The 25,414-nt window shown below is 34.0% G+C and carries 23 protein-coding genes; 4 read left to right on the top strand and 19 right to left on the bottom strand.

Features of this window, described 5'->3' with window-relative positions; translation table 11 throughout:
- Positions 1-25 precede the first annotated feature (25 nt).
- From AC2CGN_RS03135 to AC2CGN_RS03150, 4 genes are all read left to right on the top strand, one after another.
- Positions 26-343 carry a hypothetical protein gene (locus AC2CGN_RS03135; protein WP_484512098.1) on the top strand — a complete coding sequence of 106 codons (318 nt, stop codon included), beginning with the start codon at positions 26-28 and terminating at the stop codon, positions 341-343.
- Positions 344-412: 69 nt separating this feature from the next.
- Entirely contained in the window at positions 413-580 is a 168-nt protein-coding gene (locus tag AC2CGN_RS03140) for a hypothetical protein (protein WP_484512099.1), read from the top strand.
- An 81-nt stretch (positions 581-661) separates the two neighbouring features.
- On the top strand, positions 662-1,294 hold the full coding sequence (locus tag AC2CGN_RS03145; RefSeq protein WP_484512101.1) for a hypothetical protein: 633 nt from the start codon (positions 662-664) through the stop codon (positions 1,292-1,294).
- Between the two features lie 1,143 nt (positions 1,295-2,437).
- Positions 2,438-3,313 (top strand): helix-turn-helix domain-containing protein, encoded by an 876-nt coding sequence (locus AC2CGN_RS03150; protein WP_283871472.1) that lies wholly within the window; start codon positions 2,438-2,440, stop codon positions 3,311-3,313.
- 180 nt (positions 3,314-3,493) lie between these two features.
- Here the strand turns inward: AC2CGN_RS03150 and AC2CGN_RS03155 are convergent, their stop codons facing one another.
- From AC2CGN_RS03155 to AC2CGN_RS03245, 19 genes are all read right to left on the bottom strand, one after another.
- Positions 3,494-3,859, bottom strand: coding sequence for a hypothetical protein (locus tag AC2CGN_RS03155; RefSeq protein ID WP_484512104.1), 366 nt, complete (start codon positions 3,857-3,859; stop codon positions 3,494-3,496).
- 63 nt (positions 3,860-3,922) lie between these two features.
- Positions 3,923-4,570, bottom strand: a complete 648-nt coding sequence (locus AC2CGN_RS03160; protein WP_484512106.1) for a M23 family metallopeptidase — start codon at positions 4,568-4,570, stop codon at positions 3,923-3,925.
- An 11-nt stretch (positions 4,571-4,581) separates the two neighbouring features.
- Positions 4,582-4,863, bottom strand: a complete 282-nt coding sequence (locus tag AC2CGN_RS03165) for a phage holin (RefSeq protein WP_429990649.1) — start codon at positions 4,861-4,863, stop codon at positions 4,582-4,584.
- Positions 4,864-4,880: 17 nt separating this feature from the next.
- Positions 4,881-5,294, bottom strand: a complete 414-nt coding sequence (locus tag AC2CGN_RS03170) for a hypothetical protein (protein ID WP_429986855.1) — start codon at positions 5,292-5,294, stop codon at positions 4,881-4,883.
- A gap of 87 nt (positions 5,295-5,381) precedes the next feature.
- A complete protein-coding gene (locus tag AC2CGN_RS03175) occupies positions 5,382-5,561 on the bottom strand; it encodes a hypothetical protein (protein WP_484512109.1) in 180 nt (59 codons plus the stop codon).
- Positions 5,562-5,724: 163 nt separating this feature from the next.
- Positions 5,725-5,961: a hypothetical protein gene (locus AC2CGN_RS03180; RefSeq protein ID WP_484512111.1), complete on the bottom strand. Its 237-nt coding sequence runs from the start codon at positions 5,959-5,961 to the stop codon at positions 5,725-5,727.
- Positions 5,962-5,977: 16 nt separating this feature from the next.
- Positions 5,978-7,399: a hypothetical protein gene (locus AC2CGN_RS03185; protein ID WP_484512112.1), complete on the bottom strand. Its 1,422-nt coding sequence runs from the start codon at positions 7,397-7,399 to the stop codon at positions 5,978-5,980.
- Complete coding sequence (locus AC2CGN_RS03190) at positions 7,374-7,583, bottom strand: hypothetical protein (RefSeq protein WP_484512114.1); 210 nt, start codon at positions 7,581-7,583, stop codon at positions 7,374-7,376. The genes AC2CGN_RS03185 and AC2CGN_RS03190 overlap by 26 nt, the downstream gene beginning before the upstream one ends.
- A gap of 1 nt (position 7,584) precedes the next feature.
- Positions 7,585-7,872 (bottom strand): hypothetical protein, encoded by a 288-nt coding sequence (locus tag AC2CGN_RS03195; protein WP_484512116.1) that lies wholly within the window; start codon positions 7,870-7,872, stop codon positions 7,585-7,587.
- 22 nt (positions 7,873-7,894) lie between these two features.
- Positions 7,895-10,864: a hypothetical protein gene (locus tag AC2CGN_RS03200; RefSeq protein ID WP_484512118.1), complete on the bottom strand. Its 2,970-nt coding sequence runs from the start codon at positions 10,862-10,864 to the stop codon at positions 7,895-7,897.
- A gap of 75 nt (positions 10,865-10,939) precedes the next feature.
- Positions 10,940-11,368, bottom strand: a complete 429-nt coding sequence (locus tag AC2CGN_RS03205) for a DUF1617 family protein (protein ID WP_484512119.1) — start codon at positions 11,366-11,368, stop codon at positions 10,940-10,942.
- 28 nt (positions 11,369-11,396) lie between these two features.
- On the bottom strand, positions 11,397-14,366 hold the full coding sequence (locus AC2CGN_RS03210) for a phage tail protein (RefSeq protein WP_484512121.1): 2,970 nt from the start codon (positions 14,364-14,366) through the stop codon (positions 11,397-11,399).
- Positions 14,354-15,163, bottom strand: coding sequence for a distal tail protein Dit (locus AC2CGN_RS03215; protein WP_429990641.1), 810 nt, complete (start codon positions 15,161-15,163; stop codon positions 14,354-14,356). Before AC2CGN_RS03215 ends, AC2CGN_RS03210 begins: the two co-directional genes overlap by 13 nt.
- Positions 15,163-21,582 (bottom strand): peptidoglycan DD-metalloendopeptidase family protein, encoded by a 6,420-nt coding sequence (locus AC2CGN_RS03220; protein ID WP_484512123.1) that lies wholly within the window; start codon positions 21,580-21,582, stop codon positions 15,163-15,165. Before AC2CGN_RS03220 ends, AC2CGN_RS03215 begins: the two co-directional genes overlap by 1 nt.
- Positions 21,583-21,744: 162 nt before the next feature.
- Positions 21,745-22,260: a hypothetical protein gene (locus AC2CGN_RS03225; protein WP_283871485.1), complete on the bottom strand. Its 516-nt coding sequence runs from the start codon at positions 22,258-22,260 to the stop codon at positions 21,745-21,747.
- Between the two features lie 70 nt (positions 22,261-22,330).
- The gene (locus AC2CGN_RS03230; protein ID WP_429981014.1) at positions 22,331-23,329 is read right to left on the bottom strand and encodes a hypothetical protein; all 999 of its coding nucleotides are present in this window, start codon (positions 23,327-23,329) and stop codon (positions 22,331-22,333) included.
- A 36-nt stretch (positions 23,330-23,365) separates the two neighbouring features.
- A complete protein-coding gene (locus AC2CGN_RS03235; RefSeq protein WP_464526787.1) occupies positions 23,366-24,121 on the bottom strand; it encodes a hypothetical protein in 756 nt (251 codons plus the stop codon).
- Positions 24,118-24,660 (bottom strand): hypothetical protein, encoded by a 543-nt coding sequence (locus AC2CGN_RS03240; RefSeq protein WP_283871488.1) that lies wholly within the window; start codon positions 24,658-24,660, stop codon positions 24,118-24,120. Before AC2CGN_RS03240 ends, AC2CGN_RS03235 begins: the two co-directional genes overlap by 4 nt.
- A 247-nt stretch (positions 24,661-24,907) precedes the next feature.
- Positions 24,908-25,384 carry a hypothetical protein gene (locus AC2CGN_RS03245; protein WP_429984799.1) on the bottom strand — a complete coding sequence of 159 codons (477 nt, stop codon included), beginning with the start codon at positions 25,382-25,384 and terminating at the stop codon, positions 24,908-24,910.
- Positions 25,385-25,414 lie beyond the last annotated feature (30 nt).

A 25,414-nucleotide genomic window follows, 5' to 3' on the forward strand; every position in this document is an offset into this window, starting at 1 on the left:
ATAGACGAAAAAGGGGACTGAAAACATGCAGCAACATACACAACACACATTAGAAACAGTTGTTCAAGAAAATAGCCACAGTGTTTATGGATTATCAGCGCAAATGATTCAATTAGAAGTTGTACAAGGTGCTGTAGCGCAATTAATGGCTAAAATTGATGAAATAACAAATAAAGGCTGTCATAAAGACAGTGGGATGGCTTATATGTCTATTTTACAAATTCAAGATACAGTTCGTTTAATTGATATGGCTTTCTATCCGTTATTTAAAAATATTTCAGAAGAAGTCAATACCCTTAACAGTCATGCAGATGAATTGTTTCAGGCTGTGATTAAAAGTTAATCAGAACAATCAGGTAAGGTAACTAATAAACTTGATATCAACAGTAAGGAAGGTTGGAACGCTTTTGCCATGGAAGGAAACATAAAAACATTCACTAAAGAATTTGGTAGAGAACCTGAAAGCTTTGAGGAAGTGTTAACTTATATAACTGAAACGGTAGAGAAAGTTGTGGGTAAAAGCGAGGAAAATAAAAAAGCCACTACTGGAACAGAGACTAGTAAAAATATCGCAAATTGACTATATCAAAAACAACGAGCAGCTTCAACCATTATTGTGGCTGCTTCTTACTTTTAATTATACAAACAGGAGTGATGAAGCATGGAATACGCACCAGAAACACAATCAATAGAAGAAATGAATAAACATAGAATTTATATAAAAGCCTACATTCGCTCATTAAAAGCATGTCCGACAGAGGAAGGAACTGATCAATCAAAGTACATTCCAAAGATTGTGTATTATGGGGTGAAGGCAGTTGGCACATACCCAAAATTAATTACTACAGATGAAGCTAAAACTTGCTTTGAGTTTATATCAGGCTTACAGGGGATCATGAGTCTCTTAACGCTGCATGAGTTTATGAATCTATTTCCCATTGAGAAGGTGTTTGATGGTGCTAAATATGAAATGAAGGACTATTACTCTACACTGGAAGCCATTAGCGAATTAAGGCTAGAGCCACATGAAAAGATAGGTGAAAGCATCCTGAAGCTAATCATGGAATACATGAATCGTGACATTATGGATTTTGCTGTACAAAGCATGGTAGCTATGAGTGCTATGAGGCGTTTTGACGGTCATTTAGACTTGATGGAAGAGTTTATGGCTACACAGGGCATGGACACCGAGAACACGTTCAGAAACAGCAAAGGCGATGTTATGTATGTAAGGCATGGCAAGACTGTAAAGTTAAAGCTCAATAAGAAACAGCATATACAGATTATTAAATAGATCATGAGGGCATCCACAATTTAATAATGTGGGTGCTTTTATAATGCAATCAAATAAAAAGATTGAAGCAATTAGCCCCAATCTAAAAAACTCACACATTCCTGTACACACGCTCGCCGTATTTTATTAGCCCCAATCTAGCCCCACTTAGCCCTAAAACGGTGCTTTTAAATGCTTTATTTTGTGTAGTTGAAAATTACATGATAATAACAGATGTATTGATATATCAATGTTTGCAGATATTTTTAGATATTGCATGCATTCATTCCATTTTAAACGTACTAGAATCATGATGGCTTAAAGCAGTTTGAATGGGGATTAGCAATGAGCTAGTCCCACTTTCTGTACAAAAAAAGCATCGCTCCATGAGAGTAGATGCTTTTTTTGTGTGGTTGTATGACCAAGACTGTATTCAAGGAAACTTTAATGGGTAGTATTAACAATATAAAGATAAGAGAAAAAAAGCTGTAGCATTGGTAGACGCTACAGCCTAGAATTGATTATGCCCTTTGAAGTGCAGAAATAGTTTATCATGTAGCTTAAATATATGGCAATCAAAAAGAACTTACAGAACAACATAAGGTTAATAATTAGCACATACTCAAGCTGGGTTCCTATACATTAATTCAAGAGCATTTCTTTAAGTAATCTTCATATATATGGTAACCTCTGTAAAAGCACCGACTTTATTATTATGGTAAGCTCCGTCTTCAAGAAACTCTTTCCTAATTCTAGGCCTTTACTGCTGTCAGAGGCAATTCTAGGACGTTAAAATTTTTTTAACATTATTCTCCAAAGTAGCCATTCGCTATCGCACTACCAGTATCGGGGTTCACTCATTCTCCTTTGAGGTGCGGAATAACCTTCTAACCGAATCAAAATAACCATCGTCCTCTGAAAAATCAATCTCAAAAGAACTTTTAATGTTAATCCAACCATCCCAAGAAGGGACTCTAAGACTTTTCAAGATAGATCGTCACTATAAATAGACTAGTTCGAGAGATTGGCGTTTATTTCTTGGTAATCGCCAGTTTTACAATGCCATGCCGGTTTATCATCAAAAGTCTTTAAAAACACCGCAAAAAAGATCAAAAATTATTAATAATGATTCATTATGATGATGAATAGAGGAGGTGAAATGCTTTGAAATATGAATGGGTAATTCAAAAAACAATACATTGGATTGAATCTCATTTACATGAGCAAATTTCTGTCAATGATATTGATCATATTACAGGCTTTTCAAAATATCATTTTCATAGAATCTTTCAAAATTCAGTAGGAATGTCTGTCTCAGAATATATTCGAATGCGACGACTTGCAAACGCGGCAAGTACGCTTCTTTATACGAATGAGAGAATAATTGATATAGCTGTCTATTATCAATTTGAATCACAAGAATCTTTTACACGAGCATTCAAAAAACAATATAAATTACCACCAGGTCGATATAGAAGTGTTATGAAAAATATAAGTGAAAACAAGGAGGAGAAAATAATGGGGGAAAAAGTGAAGGGCTGGATTTTAAGTGGAAGTCATCCTTTTAATTATGAAATAGGAACAGATCGAAGAAATATACATCAAGGGAAAGCATCTGGTTATTTAAAGTCGAAAACTGTACAAGAACCAGGAGAATTTGCAACCATGATGCAGGAATTTAAGGCTGATAAATTCAGGGGGGAAAGGATTATGCTCTCAGGATTTATTCAAACCAAAAATGTCCAACAATTTACAGGTCTATGGATGCGAATAGATAGTGCCTCAGACGAGATTCTTCAATTTGATAATATGAATAATAGACCCATCATTGGTACTAATAATTGGAATCGCTATTCTATAGTTCTAGATGTACCAGAAAACAGCGCAATCATCTCGTTCGGAATTTTATTAACAGGGAAAGGAGAAGTTTGGTTAGATGGCCTTAGTTTTGAGGTAGTTGATAAAAATACGCCGACAACAAATTTTAGTGTTGAAACCATTCTTTTGGATGAACCCACAAATCTATCCTTTGAAGAATAATGAAGTGGTTGTTTATTTGATTTAGAAAAAGCATGTCCACCGAATAAAGTAGATCGGTGACATGCTTAGTGATGGATAGAAACGCCAAAGTGACGGATAGAAAGATTGAAACGATGGATAGAACAGTTCAAATGATGGATAGAATCATCAAAGTGATGGTTAACGCTTCAAATTCTGCTATTATTGCTTTTGTTCCAACTTAGATTGGCGATATATTCGAAGCAAATCCAGCCCTAGTAATAGTACGATGATATAAAATATAGGGCTGTCGAAGGATAGGCCAAATTGAGATTTGCCACCAAGCAATGTTAAAACAATCCATAGTCCTACAGTATACAGCGTTACGCTAACATATGCTTTTTTAGATAGCTTTTTATATTGCCCCTTATCCATTGTGATTTGTACAATGACCAAAATTATTAAAATAAGCAGAATTATTTTTTTGCTTAGTACTGCAGCTAATGTAGTATCAGGGAAAAAATCATTGACGAAAAGTAGGGTAAAAAATACAAGAATACAAAAGTTTAAAATAGTAGAAAGCCTCATGCAAAATCTCCTTAGTTGCCAGTATTCCTTTCATTGTATCATGGTTTTACTGGCGGAGAAAAATTATAAGTTGGACTCATGATAGCGTTTGAGCATTGTTGCAAATTGCTCACGAGTTACGAAATTTTGAGGGTTCGAGCCGTCCGTAATACCTTGACATTGCAGCCAATCCCATGCAGCCTTATGCGTTTCAGTGGCTTTACGCGTTGGAATAATAGCTTGTTTTGTTTGCAAAGCATTTTCCAGTTCTTTTATTTTGTTTAGCAATTCATTGTATTGTGACATTGTTAGCTCTCCTTTAGCTTCATTCGTTAATGTTATGTATTTCATAGGATCAACGGCATTTGGTTGTCCCGTTTGCCATAGACCATTATGTATTTCGAAGTGTAAATGAACACCAAATGCACGTCCTGTATTACCCATAATTCCGATTTGCTGTCCCTGCTTCACCTTTTGTCCTACCTGAACGCAGGAAGAATCCAAATGAGCATAATTTGTTTCATATGTTTTGCCATGGATTGTATGCCTAATCATCACAACATTTCCATAGCTGCTGAATGCCTGTGCTCGCGTAACAATGCCAGTCGCACTGGCAACAATCGGAACTTTTCCTGTTGATGCTAAATCGATGCCTTGATGCCATTCCTTGCCAAAGCCGATATTTCGCCAACCAAATTTACTAGTTAACCGAGCATTCTTCACAGGACTCATAAAATCAACCATTAACATTCATCTCGTTTCGGTTTATTATAGGTTAATGCTCTTGAGGAATCACTTAGGCTAGCCGTTGTAGGATCAAGAATGGCATTATATGTACTAACGGCAATTAACGCTAAAACATATGGATTTGAAACTGCATCCATAATTAAAGTCCAAACACTTTGCCAAGTAGTTAAATCTGCTCCAGTAATGCCGTAATAGGCAAAGAGGGGAGTGATTACGGATAATCCTACCGTCATCCAAAATTGAGGATTGCGAATGCGAACCTTCCAATTAATTTTCATCGGGCACCATTCCTTTCTTATAAGCCAAATAATTTTAAAATAAAAGCACCGATAATAACTGTAGGAAGAAGTATCCACCAATGCAGATATTGTTTAATGATGTCACCAATAGAGATATAATCCTTCTCAGATTCCTCCTTTAGATCTTCCTCAATACTATCCACACGTTTACCAATACCTTTAACATCCTCCTGTAATTCAACCTGGGTCATATTTAATTTTGTAAGATTGATATTAATATTATTAAAGGTTTTATCCATTCGATGTAATTGGATTTGCTGATGCTTATTCATCTCCTGCTGCTGTTCGGATACTAATGTTAAACGATATAATAATTCATGATTACCTTCTAATTTTGAAATTCGGTTCTCTTGATTCTTAATTTCAACCTCAGCACTGGCTAATCGTTCACCTAGTTTTTCATTAATCAATTTTTAATCACCGACTTTATCAAAATAATAAAAGAGTAGGGGAGGGATAGCTCGCACCTACTCTAGTAAAGTATTAATATGTACCTTTTATCGAATGTACTTGCTTGTACCACTGAAATTGTCTACATCCGGTTTTAATTCATCAATTAATTTATCCATATGCTCATGTAGAGTTATTTCGTATAAGTTAGCCACAACTCCTACATTTTCATGGTCTTGATTCTTAGAGAATGATTTTGCGAATGGTAAATTTCTTTCTGAGAACATTTAGTAATAATGTTGCTTAAACGTTCATCATGAATAGCAATTTCAACATATCTTTCAACTTCTGTTTGTCCATTAATTTCTACTTTCTTTACAATAGGGGTAATTACTTGGTATATGTCTTTCTCTATAGGTACTTTTGCAGATTGAATCACTTCATTATAATTTATGTATTCTTTTTATCAGTATCAGATAATTTGTAATGACTTATAACAGGCGCTTTTGTGGTCGGATCTATCGACGAAATATAACTGGTTGAGTAGTTTACAAGTCCAACTGAAATATCAACCCAATCAATAGCCTCTGTCATATCTCTAGGAATACCCCTAGTTAAAATCTCTCCTGTTTGAAATATCACTTTTCCAGTTTCTTTGTTGAAATATACTCTATTTGGAATTGTCACGATTGCGTCACCTCCTTTATTTAAACGCTTCCCAACGATAAGACCCTGTTAAATCTACTGGCACACTTATCACAAAACCGCTAGGAAGTATCTGAACATTCGCTCCAATGTAATTATGCCATCTTTGAGACACCGTATCAAATGCAAACACGTCTGCTTGCCAATTGACCATTGGATTATAAATTACCCTTGCTCCATTATTGGATGAATAGATATTTATAACTCTTGGTTGGAATGCCAGCCCTGTTGCACTAAAGGTTGTGGTATATCCTGCTCCATTCGCTGTACCATTTCCACTTGCTCCACCGATTGTCTGTATAGCTCTAATATTATTAGCCATTTGAGCACCTGTAGCATCAGGACTTGTTGGAACACCTTTGTCAGTGATAGCCTGCGCTACGTTCTTTTTAACATCACTGGCAGATTGAAAAAGTTTAATTATGTCTACGTCTTTACTTTGCATACATACCCACGCTGACCATGTAGTTGCATTAATCTGATACCTTTTAAAAATAACGTCAGATGTTTCGAACCTTTGCTTTAAGCCACCGCCACTTTCATCTGTCCAAGGCTTAATGGTAGTTAAGATACCGTACATATCCATTAAATTTGTTAAACCTAAATCACTTGATGGCAGGAGGCATTTAAAGGTACCCATTTTGTTAACTAAATAACTATCTAAAACATTTCTAAACTGTTCAGGTGAAAATTGTGCCACATTATGAGTACCGCCTGCAAATGTAAAAGTCCTGCCGTCAATAATATCATTCCACATTGACGTATCCCAAAAATTCATCTTTGAATTTGTTGGTATTTGGCTTTTTTGTGGTGGCCAAGGATAACCTAATCCAGTAGGTGAGCCACTATCATAAGTAACTAAATGTGCCTTTGACATAACATCATTTGGAATATTGATACCAATAAGTGACACTTCTATGAATACAGCATTATTTGCTGTAGGTGCTTTAAATATTGGTACAACCAAGTGCTTGTCAGTAATATCTAAAACTAAATCTTCAAGATAATAGTTTTTAGCAAATGTTGGAGATACGCTTGTTATAGTTTTACTATATTTGTGTATTGTCCCCATATAAAACTGTGTAGTGTACTCTACTGTAGCTCCACCACCTGCATCAGTGAAATTATAATTAGAAGCAACATTAAGTTTTATAATACCTGAGAATACATTAAGATTAGGAAACACTATTGATAATACTTCTGTATTTGATGTAGACTTCCAATCAACAGCATTGACCCCGAATACTTTAGTATGTGATACGTCACCTAGATTCATAATATCAGTATCGTTATAAACACCTTTTTGCCATGAGTTATCAACTTTAGTTTTAATTGCATTGATGTCTTCTGCTTTATCAATTTTTACTTTTAAGTCTTCATTAAGATTGTTGTAATTAATTTGATTTCCTTGGTATGCCATCAGCATCTAACTCCCATCCATATACTTCTACTAAATGATTAATAATATGTGGACGATAATCTTCATGTGTTACATCACTAATTAAATACGTTTCCATTGTACGAGGATTATATCCACCAGTACCAATACGTCTAGCAACGATTTCAACTATTTCCATATCTACGACTACTTTTTTCTTTGCCATATTAGATAATACCTCCTGTTTCTTCTTTCAATAAGCGAATATCTTCTTCTAATTCTTTTATACGTTTCTGTTCTTCTGTTTCTTTGACAGGAAAATCTTCAAAGATTACTTCTCCATCTTCTACCTTTAAAGCAAATTGCTTAGAGTAATCAATTGAGCCATAAGGCACATCAATGTAATCAAGTTCCACATCTTTATCATGTGGTACTACATCACCTTTCGCTTCTCCTGATTGGTGAATAATATTTCCTGTTACTTTGTTGTAAATAATACGATTGTCTAATTGCATAAAATTCTTCCTTTCTTTTATATTATCCATGTGCTACTACTGGAAATGTATTGCTCGTTCCAACAACTGCCATTGGATTTTTAATTTTAAATGTTAATGAAAATTGACCATTCCCTAAACCGTTAGGAGTTATTTCTGATATATAAGGAACTCCAATATAAGTTGCTTGGTCTCCTATATTCATGACTATACTGTTTAATATACATGCTCCTACCATTGGAGAAGTTGTATTCATAGGAAGGAAATTCATAGCTTGAGAAGTTACCGTCACCGTTTGATTAGGTGGAACACTTGGATATGAGATATTTAAATCGGCTTTTTTAACTCCTGTCTGTATTTGTCCAATATTATTAGCCATCGTTGCAAACTCTGCATCTGGTGATGTGGGCACTCCCTTTTGGGTAATGGCGTTTGCAACTTGAGATTTACCATTACTTACAGATGTGAAAAGTTGTTGTATGGAAGGTGACCATGCAGACCAACCTTGTTCTGCATAAAAATGTCTCACTTTCATATCAGCATCACCATGACTATATGTCCTTGCAAATTGTGAACGAGAGTTGGGTGCACCATTGCCACCATAGAAAACTTGTTCAATATACCAAAATCTATTTTCTCCAGCACTTTGGACATTAGGATGATTAGTTATAAATGTCGTATCTAAGAAAGTATTTGGGTCAGGGTAAGTAGTGCCATTTGACTTATCAAAAGCTATCGAATCTGATTTTCTATCCCATCTTCCTATAGCTTCATACGTTGGTATTTGGCTTGTTTGCGGTGTCCACGGATAACCCTGTGCTGTTGGTGAACCTGTATCAGAAGCATGTGTAAAGCTAGCCTTTAATGCATTAAATATATTACTTCCATGCACAGTACTACTATAAGTACCGTCTATTGTTACAGTTATTTCTAAAGGATTGTTTGCGTCAGGTGCTCTAAATAATTGAATAGCAATATCGCCATTACTTGTGTCAATATAAGGTTTCCCTATCTTGAATCCTCTTAACATTTCGGTACTAGCAGTCACTATAGTAAATTCATTTAACTTAGTTTCTGGAACAAAGCTACCGATATTATAAACTACCTCAGTACTTCCCCACGTACCTGACATTCCCCACATAGCAGAATAGGTAACTTTAATAACTCCTGAGAAAGCTCCTTTGAATGGAATGATAATGTCTAATAGTTCTACATTACCTGTATTCTTCCAATCTGCTTGGTTTACTGTAAAAGTTCTAATAGCTTTTTTACTGCCTAAATTAGTAATGTTAGCGTTATTATAAACATCCTTTTGCCATGAGTTATTTGCTTTCTCTTTAACAATCTCATAACCATCAGGAATGCCACCTGCATCTATAGCGTCCTGCACGTCTTGACCTAATTTTGATAGAGGAATAGAACCATCAATAATGTTATTACCATCAAATTCTACTTTCATATTAGGCATGTTACGGAATACAACTAATACAACATTATTCTCTTCAATTTCAGTATGTGGATTATCAGGAATAGAGAGACGGTTATTAGTAAGTGTATAAGATACCTGCTCAAGGAAAACTGTATTATGGAATACCATTACTGAGTCAGTCACTTGATTGTATATTCCTATTGGTAATTCCCATATTGTTTGACTTACACTGTCAGTAACTAATGGATAAGAATTAACACTTACATTTCCACCGCCACCAGTACCTGATCCACCTCCACCTTCAATCCATCCGGAATCATGGATTAATGAACTTGTATGATCGTACGTATAAGTACGCATATAGGAAATAGCAGTAGTGGGGTTAATTACGTTGAATATCTTAACAACATTTTCGTTATCAGGATTTTCATAAACTAGTAAAGTAGCTGCATGGTCTGCTTCTGTAGGAAGAAAATCAAGGGCGTCATTTTTAACCCAAAACATACCATTATAATCAGCATCAATATAATCTTGTTCTGAAATAACGATTACCTTATCACCGATACCTTTATCAGTGAAATATTCTTTTATTGCTGTGTCTTTATCATCAATCTGTTGTTGTGTATAAGTTCCAATTTCATCTACTGTTAGCTCTACATTACCTGCACCATCAGGACTTTTACCATTAACAGTTGAGACAGCACCAGTACCGTCTACACCACGTAATGCTAGTAGAATCCAATTTGCATTCGTTTCAGATGGAATAGAATTAAGGTTGTTATCTCCCTTAGATTGCCATGTACTACCGTTATAAGTTACAACGTTATTTTTAGAATAAGTAGTAGTGCTATTCCATACAGTAGCCTGACCCCAACCTCTTATAGATTCTGCAGCTTGATTGGCTTCAACAGTAGCTTTCTTAGTATCTGTAATAGCTACCTCAGCTTCATTAATTTTGTTATCAAATTCTTTCTGACGATTTTGTTCATTTTCAATTCTGGTAGCTTCATTGGATTCACGTATACTTTCAGCATTTTTTCTATCGAATTCATTTTGTTGTCGAGCACTCTCATTAGAATTTCTAGTATTTTCTGACGTGATCCGATTTTGTTCATTTGTGTTTCTTATTAGCTCTGCATTATTTGCCTCAATCAGTACGTTGTTTAATTCATCTTTTAAATTATTTGCTTCAGATAGGGTACTTTTCACTTCTTCATTAAGTAATTGAACTTCGGCAATCAAATCTTGAAGAATACCGATATAGCTTAGGTCTTTATCTTTTAGGTGGTCAAATATGAAAATAGAGAATGGTTGAATTGATACCATTGAAGTACCAGAGTATATAGAAAGAATGGTTGTTAGCTTTCCGGCTTCATTCATCTCTACACCAACGAAATTATAAACAATCATTTGGGTGTTAACGTCTATGTATGGTTCACCGACAATTGTTTGACCTGAAGGCGATTTAAAGGTAATTTCAGCTCTTGTAAAAGCTGCTAAATCAAATTTTTTGCCATCATCAAATATTTTAAATTTTAATGTTGCTGAATCTCCTTGCTTAAAGGTAGGAACAACACTCGTCATTCTTCTTTTGATATCTACGTTTAATGTATATTCATTTTTAAATGACATCAATAAGCTCCTTTATTTATGTATTTTTTAATCTTGTGATTCGTAAAACTTAATTACATTTTCGAATTGTTCACAAATGTAATCGTGTGTCTCTGCCAATTCTCCTGACGCTATAATCAATTCTTCATCTAGGAATAGGGAAGCAACAGTAAGTAACATTTCTTTATTTGCATCATCTAAGTCAATATGTAATTCTTCATTTAATAAAATTTTCATTTCATTTAAATACTCTTCTGTTACTTTAAAGTTTCCTTTGTCATCAATAATGATTTCGTTATTTTCGTCTTTAATGGCATATTGATTTCTTAACTCATTTTCTTCAATTTGCACAGTATTATTGTAATGATCCTGTAACAAGCGATTGAATCTTGAACGCAATCTAGATGTTTTACCTTTAAGCTCTAAATCAAAAAGCATTTTATATATATTTGAAATATCTTTATTTTTAATTTGCATTTCTTAATTCTCCTTATATCAGTGATTACTAAGCGTCTGAGCGTCTTAATTGTGCTACGTTTCTTCCGTTTCTGTCTCGTATATATACAAATGTACTATTATAAGCTATCCATAAGCCTTGTACATATTGTGATTCGTCTGCATTAGTTGCTTGGTTAGCAGTATCTGCTGTCAAAGCTCTTTTTGCTGAACCAACATTGATATGATCAGTATTTACAAAGTTAGCGAAATTAACATCTATAGTTCCCTTCAAGTTAATTTTAGAGTACCAATGTCCTAAGTTTATATAATTTGCATCCACAGTCATTTCGTTAGTTAATCTAAAATATAAATCATTGCTATAAATAAGTATTTCATTATTATCTGCTTGTATTCCAGTTCCACTATTAAATGATATGGTCTTTTTAGTATTAGAAAAACTATCTCCTAATCTTATGATATTTCCTACATTTACATCTGTCTCAACATTTATAGTTCCACCATTTATTGTTGCACCATTAATAATTGTCCCATTCACAGTTCCACCATTTATTGTAGTTCCATAAATATTCGAAGCTGTGATATTTCCACTAAAGGTAGCATTCCCATAAATATCAATTTCAAATGTTTTTGTCCCACCTGTGTTATACCCACGAATACCATAGTCATCCATTTTAACTCCACGATTTGGAGAGGTAGAAGTCTGAATAAGAAAGTTTTCCTGAGATGTCATTCTGCCTGAATTAGCGTTTAGCTCAAAAGTTATACCACCAGAAGCGTTATACCCAGTAATTCCAGAAGAGGTAATAACTACACCTCGATAAGAGGAAGGGGAGGACTTTATAGTTAAATCGCCGATAATTTCAACTTGACCAGTTGTTGCATCGACATTAAAGGTACGTACACCGTTGTTATTAAAAGCTCTAAAGCCGCTTCCATCTAATTGAGTGCCTCGATAGGCATTGGAGGATGATCGAATATCAATTGCACCATCATATACCCGTAACCCATATTTATATTGGGAAGGGGCGTCTGGATGAGGGTATCTGCCAAGATGCACTTTAATTTTTCCATTTGTATCATAAACGGATTGAAGTCCGTTATAAATCGTAACTATGCCTAATTCATCTTCGATATGTAGTTTATTCCCCAACAGTAGTCGTCCAGCTATTACCTCTGCGTGTACTCCACGCTTAGAAATTGCCACAGCTATAGAGTTGCCACCGTCAGGAGTAATGGCCATTAAGGCGTTATTAATAACGAGGTAGGTTTTGTTATCTTGTAAATCTTTGGAGTATAGTCCTCGTTCATTCATTGTAGTAGAATTTGCATAACCTCCAATGAGGATATTTTTAGCTGTATCAAATTCACTATTAAGAATTTGTGTGACACCGTCCATTGCATCTTTGCCTTGATTCCATTTGTACTTATCCATATTGACTGTGGTAGATGTATTGGAGATGTCATAAATGACTTTCTTTAATTTCCCATTCTCATCCACAACATCTTTGCCATTAGCAATCGTTAAATTGACAGAGTCATTATTAAAATCAAATTGCATTTCTATAATTTTTAATGTTAGCCTGACACGAAGTTCATCATTTTGAACTCGGATAATGTCACCAATTGCAATTTGTTTCATTGACATGGTTTCATGAAGATTGCTTAAATAACCTTCTAATCCGACATTGACATGAATAGGTGGTTCGTTTAGCGTTTTAAATATTTCTTTAGCCTCTTCCAACAAATCCTTTTCATCCGTAATAGAATCGTTGTGGTGTTCTTTGACAATGATGTATTTATTTAATTCTGTGATTTCTTCAGGGGAAAAGTTATGTTCCATTTTTAATTGAAGACCTAAATCCGACATCTGCTGCTCAATATTCATTAATTGTATGTTCAAAGTTGCGATCTGCGAATTTTTATTATTAATTTCATTTTGTTTAGCATTGATGCGGGAAATAACATTTAACCAATCAGCTCTACCAGGTGCTTGATCTTGATAGGTATAGTTGATAACATCTCGTTCATTTAAATAGGTTTTTAATTGAGTTTCTAAATTAGATAATTCTTGTTCTTCTTGCTGAATGTCATCTTGTTTTGTTTTCTTCTGTGCTACTAATGAATCGAATTGACCCTGGAATGATTGTAATTTTCTTTTGTATTTTGTCAGGGCTATACATAATTGATTGGACATATAATCCGATTGTTTAATTACGTTGTAGTTAGTGTCACATTCAAAAGGATACATAAAGTAACTAAAATCTTCTAAGTAGTTTGAACCAGTAGGGGAGAGCGTTCGAAATTCTAAGCCGTCCTGACCATAAGCTTTTAAGCGTGTAACCATATCTTCGGCCTTAGTTGCTACTGAAAGGGAATCAAGTAATATGCCCTCTTTTAGCCTAACACCGCGATTCATTCCTATATGATTAGGCTGATGAAGATTAACCTTACGATTCTTTGTATCCCAGACAATTAATGCATTAAACCTTTCCGCAATATCAAATAAACATTGTAAAACTGTAGCAGAACTTACATCAAATGAGCGATATTTCAAATTAAATGCAGCATCCACATAGTCTAACTTCCATTCCGTTTCTGCTAAGAAAAAATTTACATATTCAGATAGAGTTTTAGAGGTTTCTTCATAGTCGCGAATGTTTTTGTCTGCTAATTCAATACCACAGCTATAGGCTGTATAAGAAATTGAATTTCCATCGTTGCCTACTTGCTTATTTTTATCTAAAAAAAGGAAGTATTCTACTTGATTGTTGTAGGTCATTTTTAAATAATAACGATCTTTGATTAGATCAATTAAAGGATTGTCGATTAAAATATGCTGTCGTTCAATTTTTGTAGGAATCGTAAAACTGATTTCGTTAATAGCTCCTAGGCGAATAGTCAAACTTAATCCATATATTTCCTTTAATGGTGAGATAACAGTACGGTCAGGTTTACAAAGTTTTAATAGTGGACAAGTATGATCACTTACCGTATTTGTATAGCTTATAGCTCCCATGTTAATTCACCTCCTTCCTGTAGGTATTTGTATTCAACACTAAATTCAATTTTATAATTCCCTTGGAACTGTATCTCATAATTAGAATTACATTCTCTCGCTTCCTCCCCCTGAAAATCTAACCAATAGTCATTATGAAAATCATATAAATAACGAGAATTATATTCTTGAGAGGACACAATCATTTCATTTTCACAGTCAACTGTAACGATTTCATTAGCTAAAACGTTTGTAATGATAAATTCCTTATTATCTGTGATGTTTCGAATAATAATCGGAATCTTATCTCCAATTTGTGTTATTTTTAAAAAAGGTCGAATGGTTGCATCACCTTCATTGAAAAAATTCCAAGTTTCTTCACCATCCACATGAAAATCATATGTTTTCTTAGGGGAGTAGCGGTAGGCATCTTTACATCTAAAGGTTAATTCAATAAAACCTTCCCTCAATCCGTTATGAATAAGCTTGGGTTCGCCTGTCAACATTGCATAATAGATTTTCTCAGGTTCATTATTAAACCAAAGGGGGCAATAGAAATCCGTCCATAACCATCTTGCAATAGCTCGAATATTATTTCTATCTCTCCAGTCCTTAATCCAAATAGCCATAGAAAAAGAGAGTGGCTCAATCTCCACTCCCTTAAAGTAACGCTTTTTTCCTTTAAAAACAGACGTTTCAACTATATTCCTTGAAGGAAGGAATGTTTCTTCGTAAAGTCCACTGCTTGGATTTATCATCATTACTCCCATATCCTCAGATGATGTCCTATTGAAAGTAAAGCTAGTGTTTTCGAGCATTATTTCACTCCTTTCTTAACTCTTAAATCATTCCAAATATCTTTTGCAAAATTATTAGCAGTTGTTTTATTGGCGATCATTTCACCAATATCAAAATTGAATTCATATGTATCACCCCCCATACTAGCTACATTACTAATTAAGCTTGTAGGATTACTAATGGTATGTATCATTGGTGTGAAGAAGTTTGCGGCTCGTTCCATTATATTTGCCATATCTAATAGGCGCTTTGTATCAATAGGGGAGTTGATTAATTCATTAGGATGAACAATTACTTCTTTGCCTCCTTTACCATCAATACCATTCCCACTCCATTTTGTCATCCCGCCATGTAAAGCAGAGGCTTTATTTCCTAATAGTAATTTTGCCCAATTTTTTAATTCATTTTGCATTTCTGTACTATCAAAAATAGTATAATTTTTCATGACAAAGTTACTTAAACGTACCAAATCATCATTACTTAATTTACTTATCTCAGTATTGTAACTAGAATTTGTTTCAATAGAAGAGCCTTCTCTGCGTCCTGCTTTTGCTATCGTATGAGCTTTTTCACGAATATTAGCAGCTCTGACAGGAGTTGCATTGCTAGCTAATACATCTGTCATATATTTCCCCATAATTACTTTAAAGTCAGCATCAGATAAATGTCTAATTTGTGAAGTTGAATTTGTATTTTGAGGAAGTTCATCTGGTGAATAATTCATCCCAGCTAAATATAATCGATTTGCTAAATCTATAATCTTTCTTTGATATTCAGGTGTCATAACAACAGTAGCATTGCTTTTTAAAAATTCACTGAATGCTGTTAAATCGGACTTAGATAAGCTATTAATTATACTATCAAATGAATCTGTAGCTTTAAATTCAGAACCATTTTCCCGACCTTGTGAGGCTAGTGTATGAGCTTTTTCCCGAATATTAGCAGCTCTTATGGGATTATCAACTTCCAATGCTAAATTATCAGTTAGATATTTTCCTAGTAAAACCTGCATATCTCCAAGACTGAGTTTACTATTTTTAATAGAATTTTGATACGAAGAATCGTTGTCAGCAGAAGAACCATAAATACCTGAAGGAATAGAAGAATTCTGTACAAGCGTCATAAGGTTCATAGCTTCTTTTAGTGTATCAATAATGTTTTGACGGATAGTTAGACCAACTGCTTTCATAGTCCCATCTAAAGTGTTTCCTAATTCTGGCATGGTCATCTCTAGCCAGTCTATGAAACCACCGAATTCCAAACGGATATTTTCGAAGTTACCACTAACAATATCTTCTCGTATTTGTGCAAACTTTCGTTCATCATTTAATAAATCATTGTAATGTTGTTCCCAATAACTCTTTAGGTCATCTATACGTTTCAATTCTTGATTATGATAGTCATCTTCAGCTTTAGATTTACCATCAATCTCTTTGTCTTTCATTTCAAGAAGATCATTTAGACTTTGCTTCTGTAGTTCTATATCTCGATCATGACGTTTTTCTTGAATGTCCTCTTCAATGTTGAAGAGTTGCTCTTCAAGTTTTTTACGTTTAGACTTTGCCTCATGACTATCATCAAGAGAGAGGAGCGCAATTTGACGTTGAATATCATTTTTCTCTTTCTCTAATTTGTCAATATCCATGGAGTAATCCCGTTCAGCTTCTTGTCGATCAATTAATCGAAGTCGTTCTTCTATAGCTTCTCGAAATTTATTTCTCTCATCGTCGATATTTTTCATGATATTTTCATGACGCTTATTTTCAGCTTCAGTTTCTAATTCATATTGGCGAATAACGGCATCTTTTTGTTCCTGAATGTAATCTTTATAGACCTTGATGAGTGTTTCTGCCAAGTCTTTTTTTTGTTTAATAATTTTAGATTCTATTTGTGTTTCTGTTTTAAGTATTTCCGATTCCTTATTTTTTAGTTCTAAATTATAATTTTGAAGATCTTCTTTTAACGCTTTAATATCATCAGGATTCAACTCTACACTTCTTAATTGATTTTGAGTAATTATTATTTGGTTATTAATGTCTTCTCTTAATCCATTCAATAAAGAAACCTGGGAGTTTAGCTCCTTTAGTACATCACCAGAGCGCTCTAATTCTTTAACTTTTGCTTCGTTTTCAGTCATTGAATCGCTCACAGTTTCATACATGGACTGAATGATTTTGCTTTGTTGCAGTTTGAACTCTTTTTCCTTAATTTTTTCATCGAATCTTGTTTGAAGATTAATGATAATCTCATAATTCCTATGACGTAATTCAACTGATAAATCTTGAATTTGAACAGTTAATGCAGCATATTTGTCTTTTAATTGCTCTAGAATTTCTCCTGAATATTTACCAGATTTTATTTGAGCTTCTAAATACTTTAATTCATTTTTATTAATAGCTTGCTTCTTCTCCATATGAGAAGTAATCGATTGAAGAGTTTGAATGTAAGCATTAGAATTAGAATCTAGTTCTTTCAGCTTGGAGCTTTCAAGTTCGATTTTGGAGTCCTCGGTTTTGCGCTGAGCTTCGTATACATCTAAATAAGCCAGAGACATCTCACCTAATGCTGAATTAACAGAATGCATTTCAGTTTTGAGTTCGAGCATTCGATTTGAATATTCTTCTACAGTTTGACTATTTAAACCTTTTGTAGTAGTTATCTTTTCTAAAAATTCTAGCTCCTGCTGATTGACGGCTTGTTTTTGCTCCAAATACTTTGTTTGCAAATCCAATGTTTTAGTGTATCTGTCAGATGATTTATCCACTAATTTTATCTTTTCTTCTTCATGAGATAGATTAGCATCGATAACAGAACGTTTACGATCAAATTTGTCTAAACTTGTATCAAGATCTCTTTTTTCTAAATCTGTAATGGTTAATTTCTGTTGAAGAATATTATTTGATAGGGAATTTAATTCAGAAGTAGCTTGATCAATAGCCTGCTGTGATGTGTCAATAGCAGTATAATTTGTAGACCTTACAGTGCTTGATTTTGCATTATTTAAGTAATCCATAGGGTTGATGGCTTTGTCATTTTTTCTAACCTCATAATGCAAATGAGAACCGTCACCACCACCTTTTGTAAAAAAACCAGAATTCCCAATAGTTCCAATTTGTGTGCCAGCTGTAACATTGTCTCCAATTTTAACGAGCGTTTTTTCCATATGTGCAAATAGATGTTTTATACCCGAGTCATCCTTAATCATAACAATATTGCCATATGTAGAATCCTCTTCGTTATTGCCTGCGTAACCACTCTTTATTACTGTCCCATTAACAGGAGCATCTAATCGTTGTCCTTTAGTGCCATCAATATCTACACCTAAATGAAAATCCTTCTTTCCATTTAAAATACGGTTGCCAAAATTGCTGGTAATTTTACCACTCCAACCATTTAGTTTAGTAGAAGAAGTAGTAGTGGATGTATTACCTGAAACAGTGCCTGTCTTATTAATTTTTCCAGAAGAAATTTGAGATTTAAGAGATTTTTCTTGGTTTTCAAGTAAATTTAATTTATCCCTTTCAAGCTTAAGCTGAGCCTGCAGTGAATTTCGATATTCATCAGAATGCTTTGGGAAAGTAGATTGAATTTTTACTTGATTTTCAATTTCGGAATTGAGCTTTTCTAAAGATTTTTTAAATGTGTCTGTGATATAGATGGATTTAGATGTTGTATCATTATGTTCTTTTATTGCTTTTGATGTGCCTTTAGAGGATTTTCCGACTTCTCCTAATCCTTCATAAGCTAAATTTGTTAAGACATCAATATTAGTCAATAAATCAGTAACATCTCGAATTGTTGAAGCAGCATCTTCTACTGCATACATGTCCTCAGCATAGTTGCCTCCGCCAATAACTCCTTCATCACGTTTACGAATATTTTTACGTTCATTATTTAATTCTGCTAAACGTTTTTTAGCATCTTGTAAATTTTGAATTGCTTGGATCTCTATTCCGTAAATTCTCAATTTTTTAATAGTAGCATTAGCCGTTGTAATGGCTTCAGTTTCTACTAAGTTCAACATGTCAGTATATGATTTGATTTTTGCATCTCTTAATTGTTTAACAGCTTCTTGATTAACTCTTACTTGGCCATTTTCAATAGAGATTGCATGAGCCAGATCTTCTTCCTTAGCTATTAATCCCATGGCTTCATGTGCTGATATTTTCTTACCGCTTGCCATTTTCTCTAATAATGAATTGAGGGGAGCAATTTCATTTGCTAAATTTCTATAAATATCACCAACTAATAGCGAGGAAACTTGCTCTTCTTCACCTGCTTGAGTGAGTTCTTTTAATCCATCAGCTATTTCTGAAATACTAGCTGTACCATTTCTTATTTTAGAGACAAGATTTGCTAATGATGAAGTTAGTCCATCAACTATCTTGCTAGCTTCTTCAAACCTGATATCTGCAATACTTTTTCCCGTTTTTTTTGCTTCTTCCGCTAATCTATTATATTCTTTAACTTCATTATCAAATACTTTTTCTAATAAAGTTATTAAGGTTTTTCTATCCTCATCATTAGTAATGACTTTACTTAAATCCTTAGGTAAACTGTCTAACATTTTTCTAGCGCTTGTTGAAATTTTTTCAAAATCTTCTTCTGAAGCATTCGACATGCTATTAAAGATAGTTAAAATATTCGAAGTTATTTCTTTCGCCTTTGCAGATATCTCGTCATCAAAGTTGGATGAGAATAGACTTTCAAGACCATCTTTTAAATTATTGACATTATTGGAGTCAGCTAATGAGAAAAGTTGAGAAGATATTGTTTGAGCAGCATTCTTTTCACTATCATTTAAATCATCATTTACGCTAATTAAATCCTCTATCGTAGGAATGTACTGTGTTTTTAAAAATACACTTTTATCATACGCTTCTTTATTATATTCTTTAAAAGCTCTGGTTGAAAAAATTAATATTTCTTCAAATCGTGAATAATATCTTAAAGCACTTTCATCCCCACTTAATTCAGCATCTTTCTTTTTTTTAGCAACTTCATTTAGTTTTAGAGTTATATCATCTAATGTTTGTATAACTGAGTTACCATTTTTATCAGAAATATCAATACGGATATTATCATCAACAGCTTTTTTGTTAAGTATATCCAGCTGTTTATTTGTAATTTTAATATTCTGTGATTTATTTTTATTTATCGAGTTTAATTCTTTTTCTGTTGTTGCTATTACTTCATTTCTAGTTTCTTGAGATTGAAGTCTTTGATTTTCCTTTTCGATTGCTAATTGTTCTTTAAGCAAATCAATTTTTATTTTAAGTGCATTACTGTTGCCCATTAACTTATTACCAAAATCATCTTCTCCACTAACTAATGAAGGTAGTAGTTGAGCTAATTCTTTTTGTATATCTCTATATTCAGCAAGCACATTATTATCAGTATTACCACTTTGAATTACTTCATCAAGTTTTTCATATTTAAGAATTAAATCATCAATTGTTGCTGAATTTTGTTCATAATTGTTTAGCAATTCTTTTTGAGAAGCTTCAACTTCGGCTTGCATTTGTTTTGCTTTTTTACTATATTCGTTATAAACATACTCACCGATACTTAAGGCAAGTCCAATTGCATTAAAGCTGAGAACTCGTAAACCAGTGGAAGTTGTTCTTGTTATATCATCCGCGAGTGTTTTTAATGTAGAAGCTTGACTTATCCCAGTCATAATAGAAGATGTTAAAGAAGTCGAACTTTGAGCTGCAGCTGCTGTATTTTTTCCAAAGGCCTCGATACCTTGGTTAATCTTTTCTAGTTGTTGTGGGATGTCTGATAATCCTGCTATGTTTAAGCCTTCACCAAGCTGAATATTGGATAGCTGGGTGTTTAAATCTGTTATCTGGGAAGTTAGTTGCTCGAAATCGGCTGTATCTGCATAGGCCTTATTCAATTCATATATCGAATATAAATTGGATTCTAAAGCTTGTAGATTTGCAAGTGTTTCTTGAATGCCCCCGAATTGAATATGATTAAAGCTGATAGTTTCTACTTCAGTTTTTAGTTTAGATACAATATTTTCTAATGTTCGTAGGTCACCAGCCGGGGTTTTTGCTAGCTGCTTGTAAAATTTGCTGACATTGATGTTGGCATCTCCAAATGCTTGAGATAGTGTGTTAATTGATTTCACAGAGTGGGTGATCTGCTGCTTCAATTCGTCGAAAAATGAGAGAGAGGGGGTTGAGCCACTTCCGATTTCTTGATATTTTTGGTTAACGCTCTGTAGTTGTTGCTCCAGGGCTTGTAATTGTTTTTCAAACTCTATTAATATTTGAGTGTTGGGTCCTTTTACATCTAAGCTCATTTTAATAGCAGGTATGTTTTTTAATCTTTTGATGTAGGTCTGTATATTTTTTTTTGAAATATCGTCATTGATACTTAGAGCAGCTAATAGCTCTATTGGTTTTGTTTGTCCACCACCAGTACTCAATCGATTTTCCCTCCTAATTTTAGATAATCGATCAATACAAGGCAGTGATCGATTCATCTTTCTTTATTGTTGTATAAAACAGTAAATATCCTAAAATATTCAAATACCCACCCAAAGAAGGTAGGGGAGTAGTTCAAAATTTTAACTATTTATGGGCAGAGGCTAAAAATCATCTGAAGTTCCTTCGGTGTCCTTAGCAGCAGTTGCTTGTAAAATATTGAAGTACTCTTTTTCCATTTCTAAAAATTTAATGCTTAAGTGCAATCGTTTATTAATTTCCTCTAATGCATTGGAGATTTCCTGCATGGTGAACATTTTTGTTAAAAATATGTCGTACCAGCCAATATCCACGAGATAATTCATCGTGGCAAAATGCGTTTCAATGGGTTTATCCTTTAATTCACTTTGTAAATCCGTAAAATGCTTAATGATTAAAAAGAAGATATAATTATTTAACTCATAATCATTTTCAAAATATTCCAGCTTATGTTGCTGAGCATATTCCAGCGAATTCGCTAAATCATTGATCAATATCGTAATTTTACGTTTACTAAACTTTGGATAGTAATAGATGAACTTTCCTTGTTCTTTATCGATATAAAACTTTTGCTTCTTATTTATGGCATCAGCACTTTTTTGAATATCCGCTAACGTTAATTTTGTTTCACGTTTTGTCATTTTTAAGCTCCTTTTATGTTCAATAGAAAGGGTAGAGAATTTAATCTCTACCCATTTTACATTAATTTATTTAAATAATATCTACGGCAATAGTTTCAACGAATGTTCCATCGGTTACTTCGATCATTGTTTGATCATTTGCTTTTGCGGAGGCACCTAACGTTACGACACCATCTGCATTAACACTTGCAATTGATGGGGCTTTTGATGTCCACGTTAAATCACTATTTTGTAAAAGTACATTGCTATAGCCTGCACCACGAATACCTAATACTGAAATACGTTGAGAATCACCGGCAACAGCAGAATCTAGAACTAGACGTGATGGATTTGCAGCTAGAGCAGTAAATTGTACTTTTTCCTCAGATAAATTTCGAAGCTTAATATATGCATAGTTTCCTTTTTTATCTGCAAGTGAGCTACCTGCTAGAGAAGAAGATGCTACACCCTCATGTGTCATTGAAATTTCAACGGCACCATTCGGCTTGAAGTTTGGCACTTCAATAATAACTTCACCTGTTTTACCATTATTCGAACGGATATCTACATTTAATTCCATACGTACAGCCTTAGGGAAGGAATCAGCAGAGATTTCAATTGTATCCATCATCTCCTGAACAGCATAGACCACCTGTACTTCCTTACCTGCTAGTGCAGGAACCGTAATCTCTTTGCCAGCAGGCGCATATTGTGTGAATGTGCCGTTAAGCTGCTCAACATGAACCTGACCAATAGGTGTTTCGGCAAGCGTTCCTTTACCATTGGCATCAAGTAAAATAATTTCGTCAGTGTAGTACTCAGCTAGTTGATGGTTGATTTCTGTACCGTTTTGTAAGGCGATATATGCTGTATCGAAAGCAGCATCTTCAATAGAGAATGTTAGTTCTTTTTGATAGTTCAGTTCATATACCTTTTTAGAGCCTTTTCCAGCATGGATGGCCTGAGTTTGAATAGCCTGTGTCATGGATGAATTTAGTAATGTTTTACCATTTAAAATTAATTCATCTGTTAAGCGATCGAATAAACGAACATTTGCTACTGAAGTTAAAAATTGATTTTGTTGTGTCATAAAAGATTACCGTCCTTTTTGTAATTGTTTTTTATTTTAACTAGAGGCAAGCCCCAGTTTTTTCATTTGTTGATCAAATGCTGATTTTGTGATAATAACATCCTCATTTTTCTTTGGCTCCTCGATATGACTTAGCCAATGAGGAAGCTCATGCTCATTTTTAAATTCAACCATGCCCGAGTATCGAGCGTTGAGAATGGCATCACTGCTTACCATATAGTCCATTCGAATTAATCCTTTATGGAATTGGTAAAGCGTTAATTGTTCAATTTCATGGTAGGGGAGTCCAGATTTACAATGGTAAGCTATTATTTGCTGCTCTAAGTCTGCCTGCTTTGTTTTTCTTTTTGTCATAAATGCCCGTGCTTCTTGAATGGCCTTTTTTGTATCTGGATCAATAAATTCATCCTCTAAATCAATTAGATTTTGCTCACTAATTAAAGTTTTAATCTTATCAAAATCACGCTCATGCAATGAAATGCCATTGACTGTTATCAAGACCATACCTTTTTCATTGATTGAAATTTGTATGTCCTCAGTTTTAAAGACTAGACGATATAAGGCAATTAATTTTTCAAGTAGGATATAGCCGTCCTCGTTCTGCGCCATCGTAAGCAAAAACAATAAGTAAGACATTCTAACAATTTCTGGCTGCTGAAAGTCGTTTTTAGGTAAAAGTAAGCACTGTACAGCCTCATAAAATTCATCTGCATCCTTCATTTTTACAGGGTAGATAGATAACCCTTTATATGTAATTGGTTTGCCAAACGCCTTTTTTGTGACCATATTCATGATTTAAATCCCATAGGCTGTTGACCAGAAGGCATGATGTAGGTCCAACGATAACCAACAAAGCCATTTGGAACAGTTGTTATTGGGAGTCCGCTATGGAATCTTAAATCCCCAAATTCCTCAATGTCCTCCTGAAACAATACCTCATTTAGTACTTCACCAAGCCAATCTAGTCGAAAATCAATATTGTTGGCAGAAGCAGGGGTATAAATATCAAAGATATATTGCTGGGTGCTTGAATATGGGTTATCCGTAAATTGATTGATGCTTTTTAGATAATTTTTTTGAGGTATACGTGAACCTGTGTAGAAACAAATTCTACAAGTATTGGTTTCCAACGCTAAATCATTTGTTTTATCACCGATAACTAGTACATTTTGAAGAATATGATCTTTCTCAGGTAATTGTGAGACATTCATTTTTAAAGGATCGAGAGGATCATCCTCTGTATCTTTGGGCATGTAGTATAGTAAACGGAGGAGCTTCTCATCATTTACTAATAAGTGATAAAATTCATTTATTGTTTTTACAATTTTCATTCTCCTTTATCCTCCTAAAGAAGAGTGCTATTTTCGAAGGTTTCAATATAGAAAATAACAATAGAATATGTATTTTTTACATTAGTTTAAACATACAATCGGCATCACCTTCTTTCATGTATTAATAGAAGTTAGTCAAATGAGATCTACTTCTTATTGATCCTCTATATTATATGAAACCTTCATTATGGGGCTGTAAACTGAACAGCCCCATTAGAAAATTTCATATTTTGTATTAATTCATTTATTAGGTAAAATCCTCTTCCACATCTTCAATCCCAAAGCTAATCGCTTCAAAATAGGAGATACCTGAAAATGTGTTATGTCTGCTAGAGCCTTTTGCCATCTCTTTCAGCTTATGATGAGAAAGCACGTAATTATCCTGTAAACGATGGGGCGTATTATGGTTTCTTAATAGTTTCGTAATTTGCCTGCTTCTTTTATGACGCTTTTTTGCTTCTTTTATATACGCTAAATTTTCTTGTTCTAGTAAAAGTTCATCCCTAGTAAAATATCCTTTTGTTATGTAATAGGCAAGCATGTCTAAAATAATAGTAGTATGATAGGTTTGAGCAGTTATGCTGAAATAGTCATCTAATGTGATCTCTTTCCCTCGGTAAACCACTTTTTCTTTTTCTAAAAGCGTTTGTATGTATTGAACTCTGTCTTCAATAGGAAGCTCCATTCGCAATTCAATGATTAAACTAGGTAATTGTAATTTCATATTATTTCTCCTTCTACCTATTAGGTTGGC

This window comes from Lysinibacillus sp. DFXJR4, from assembly GCF_057196045.1.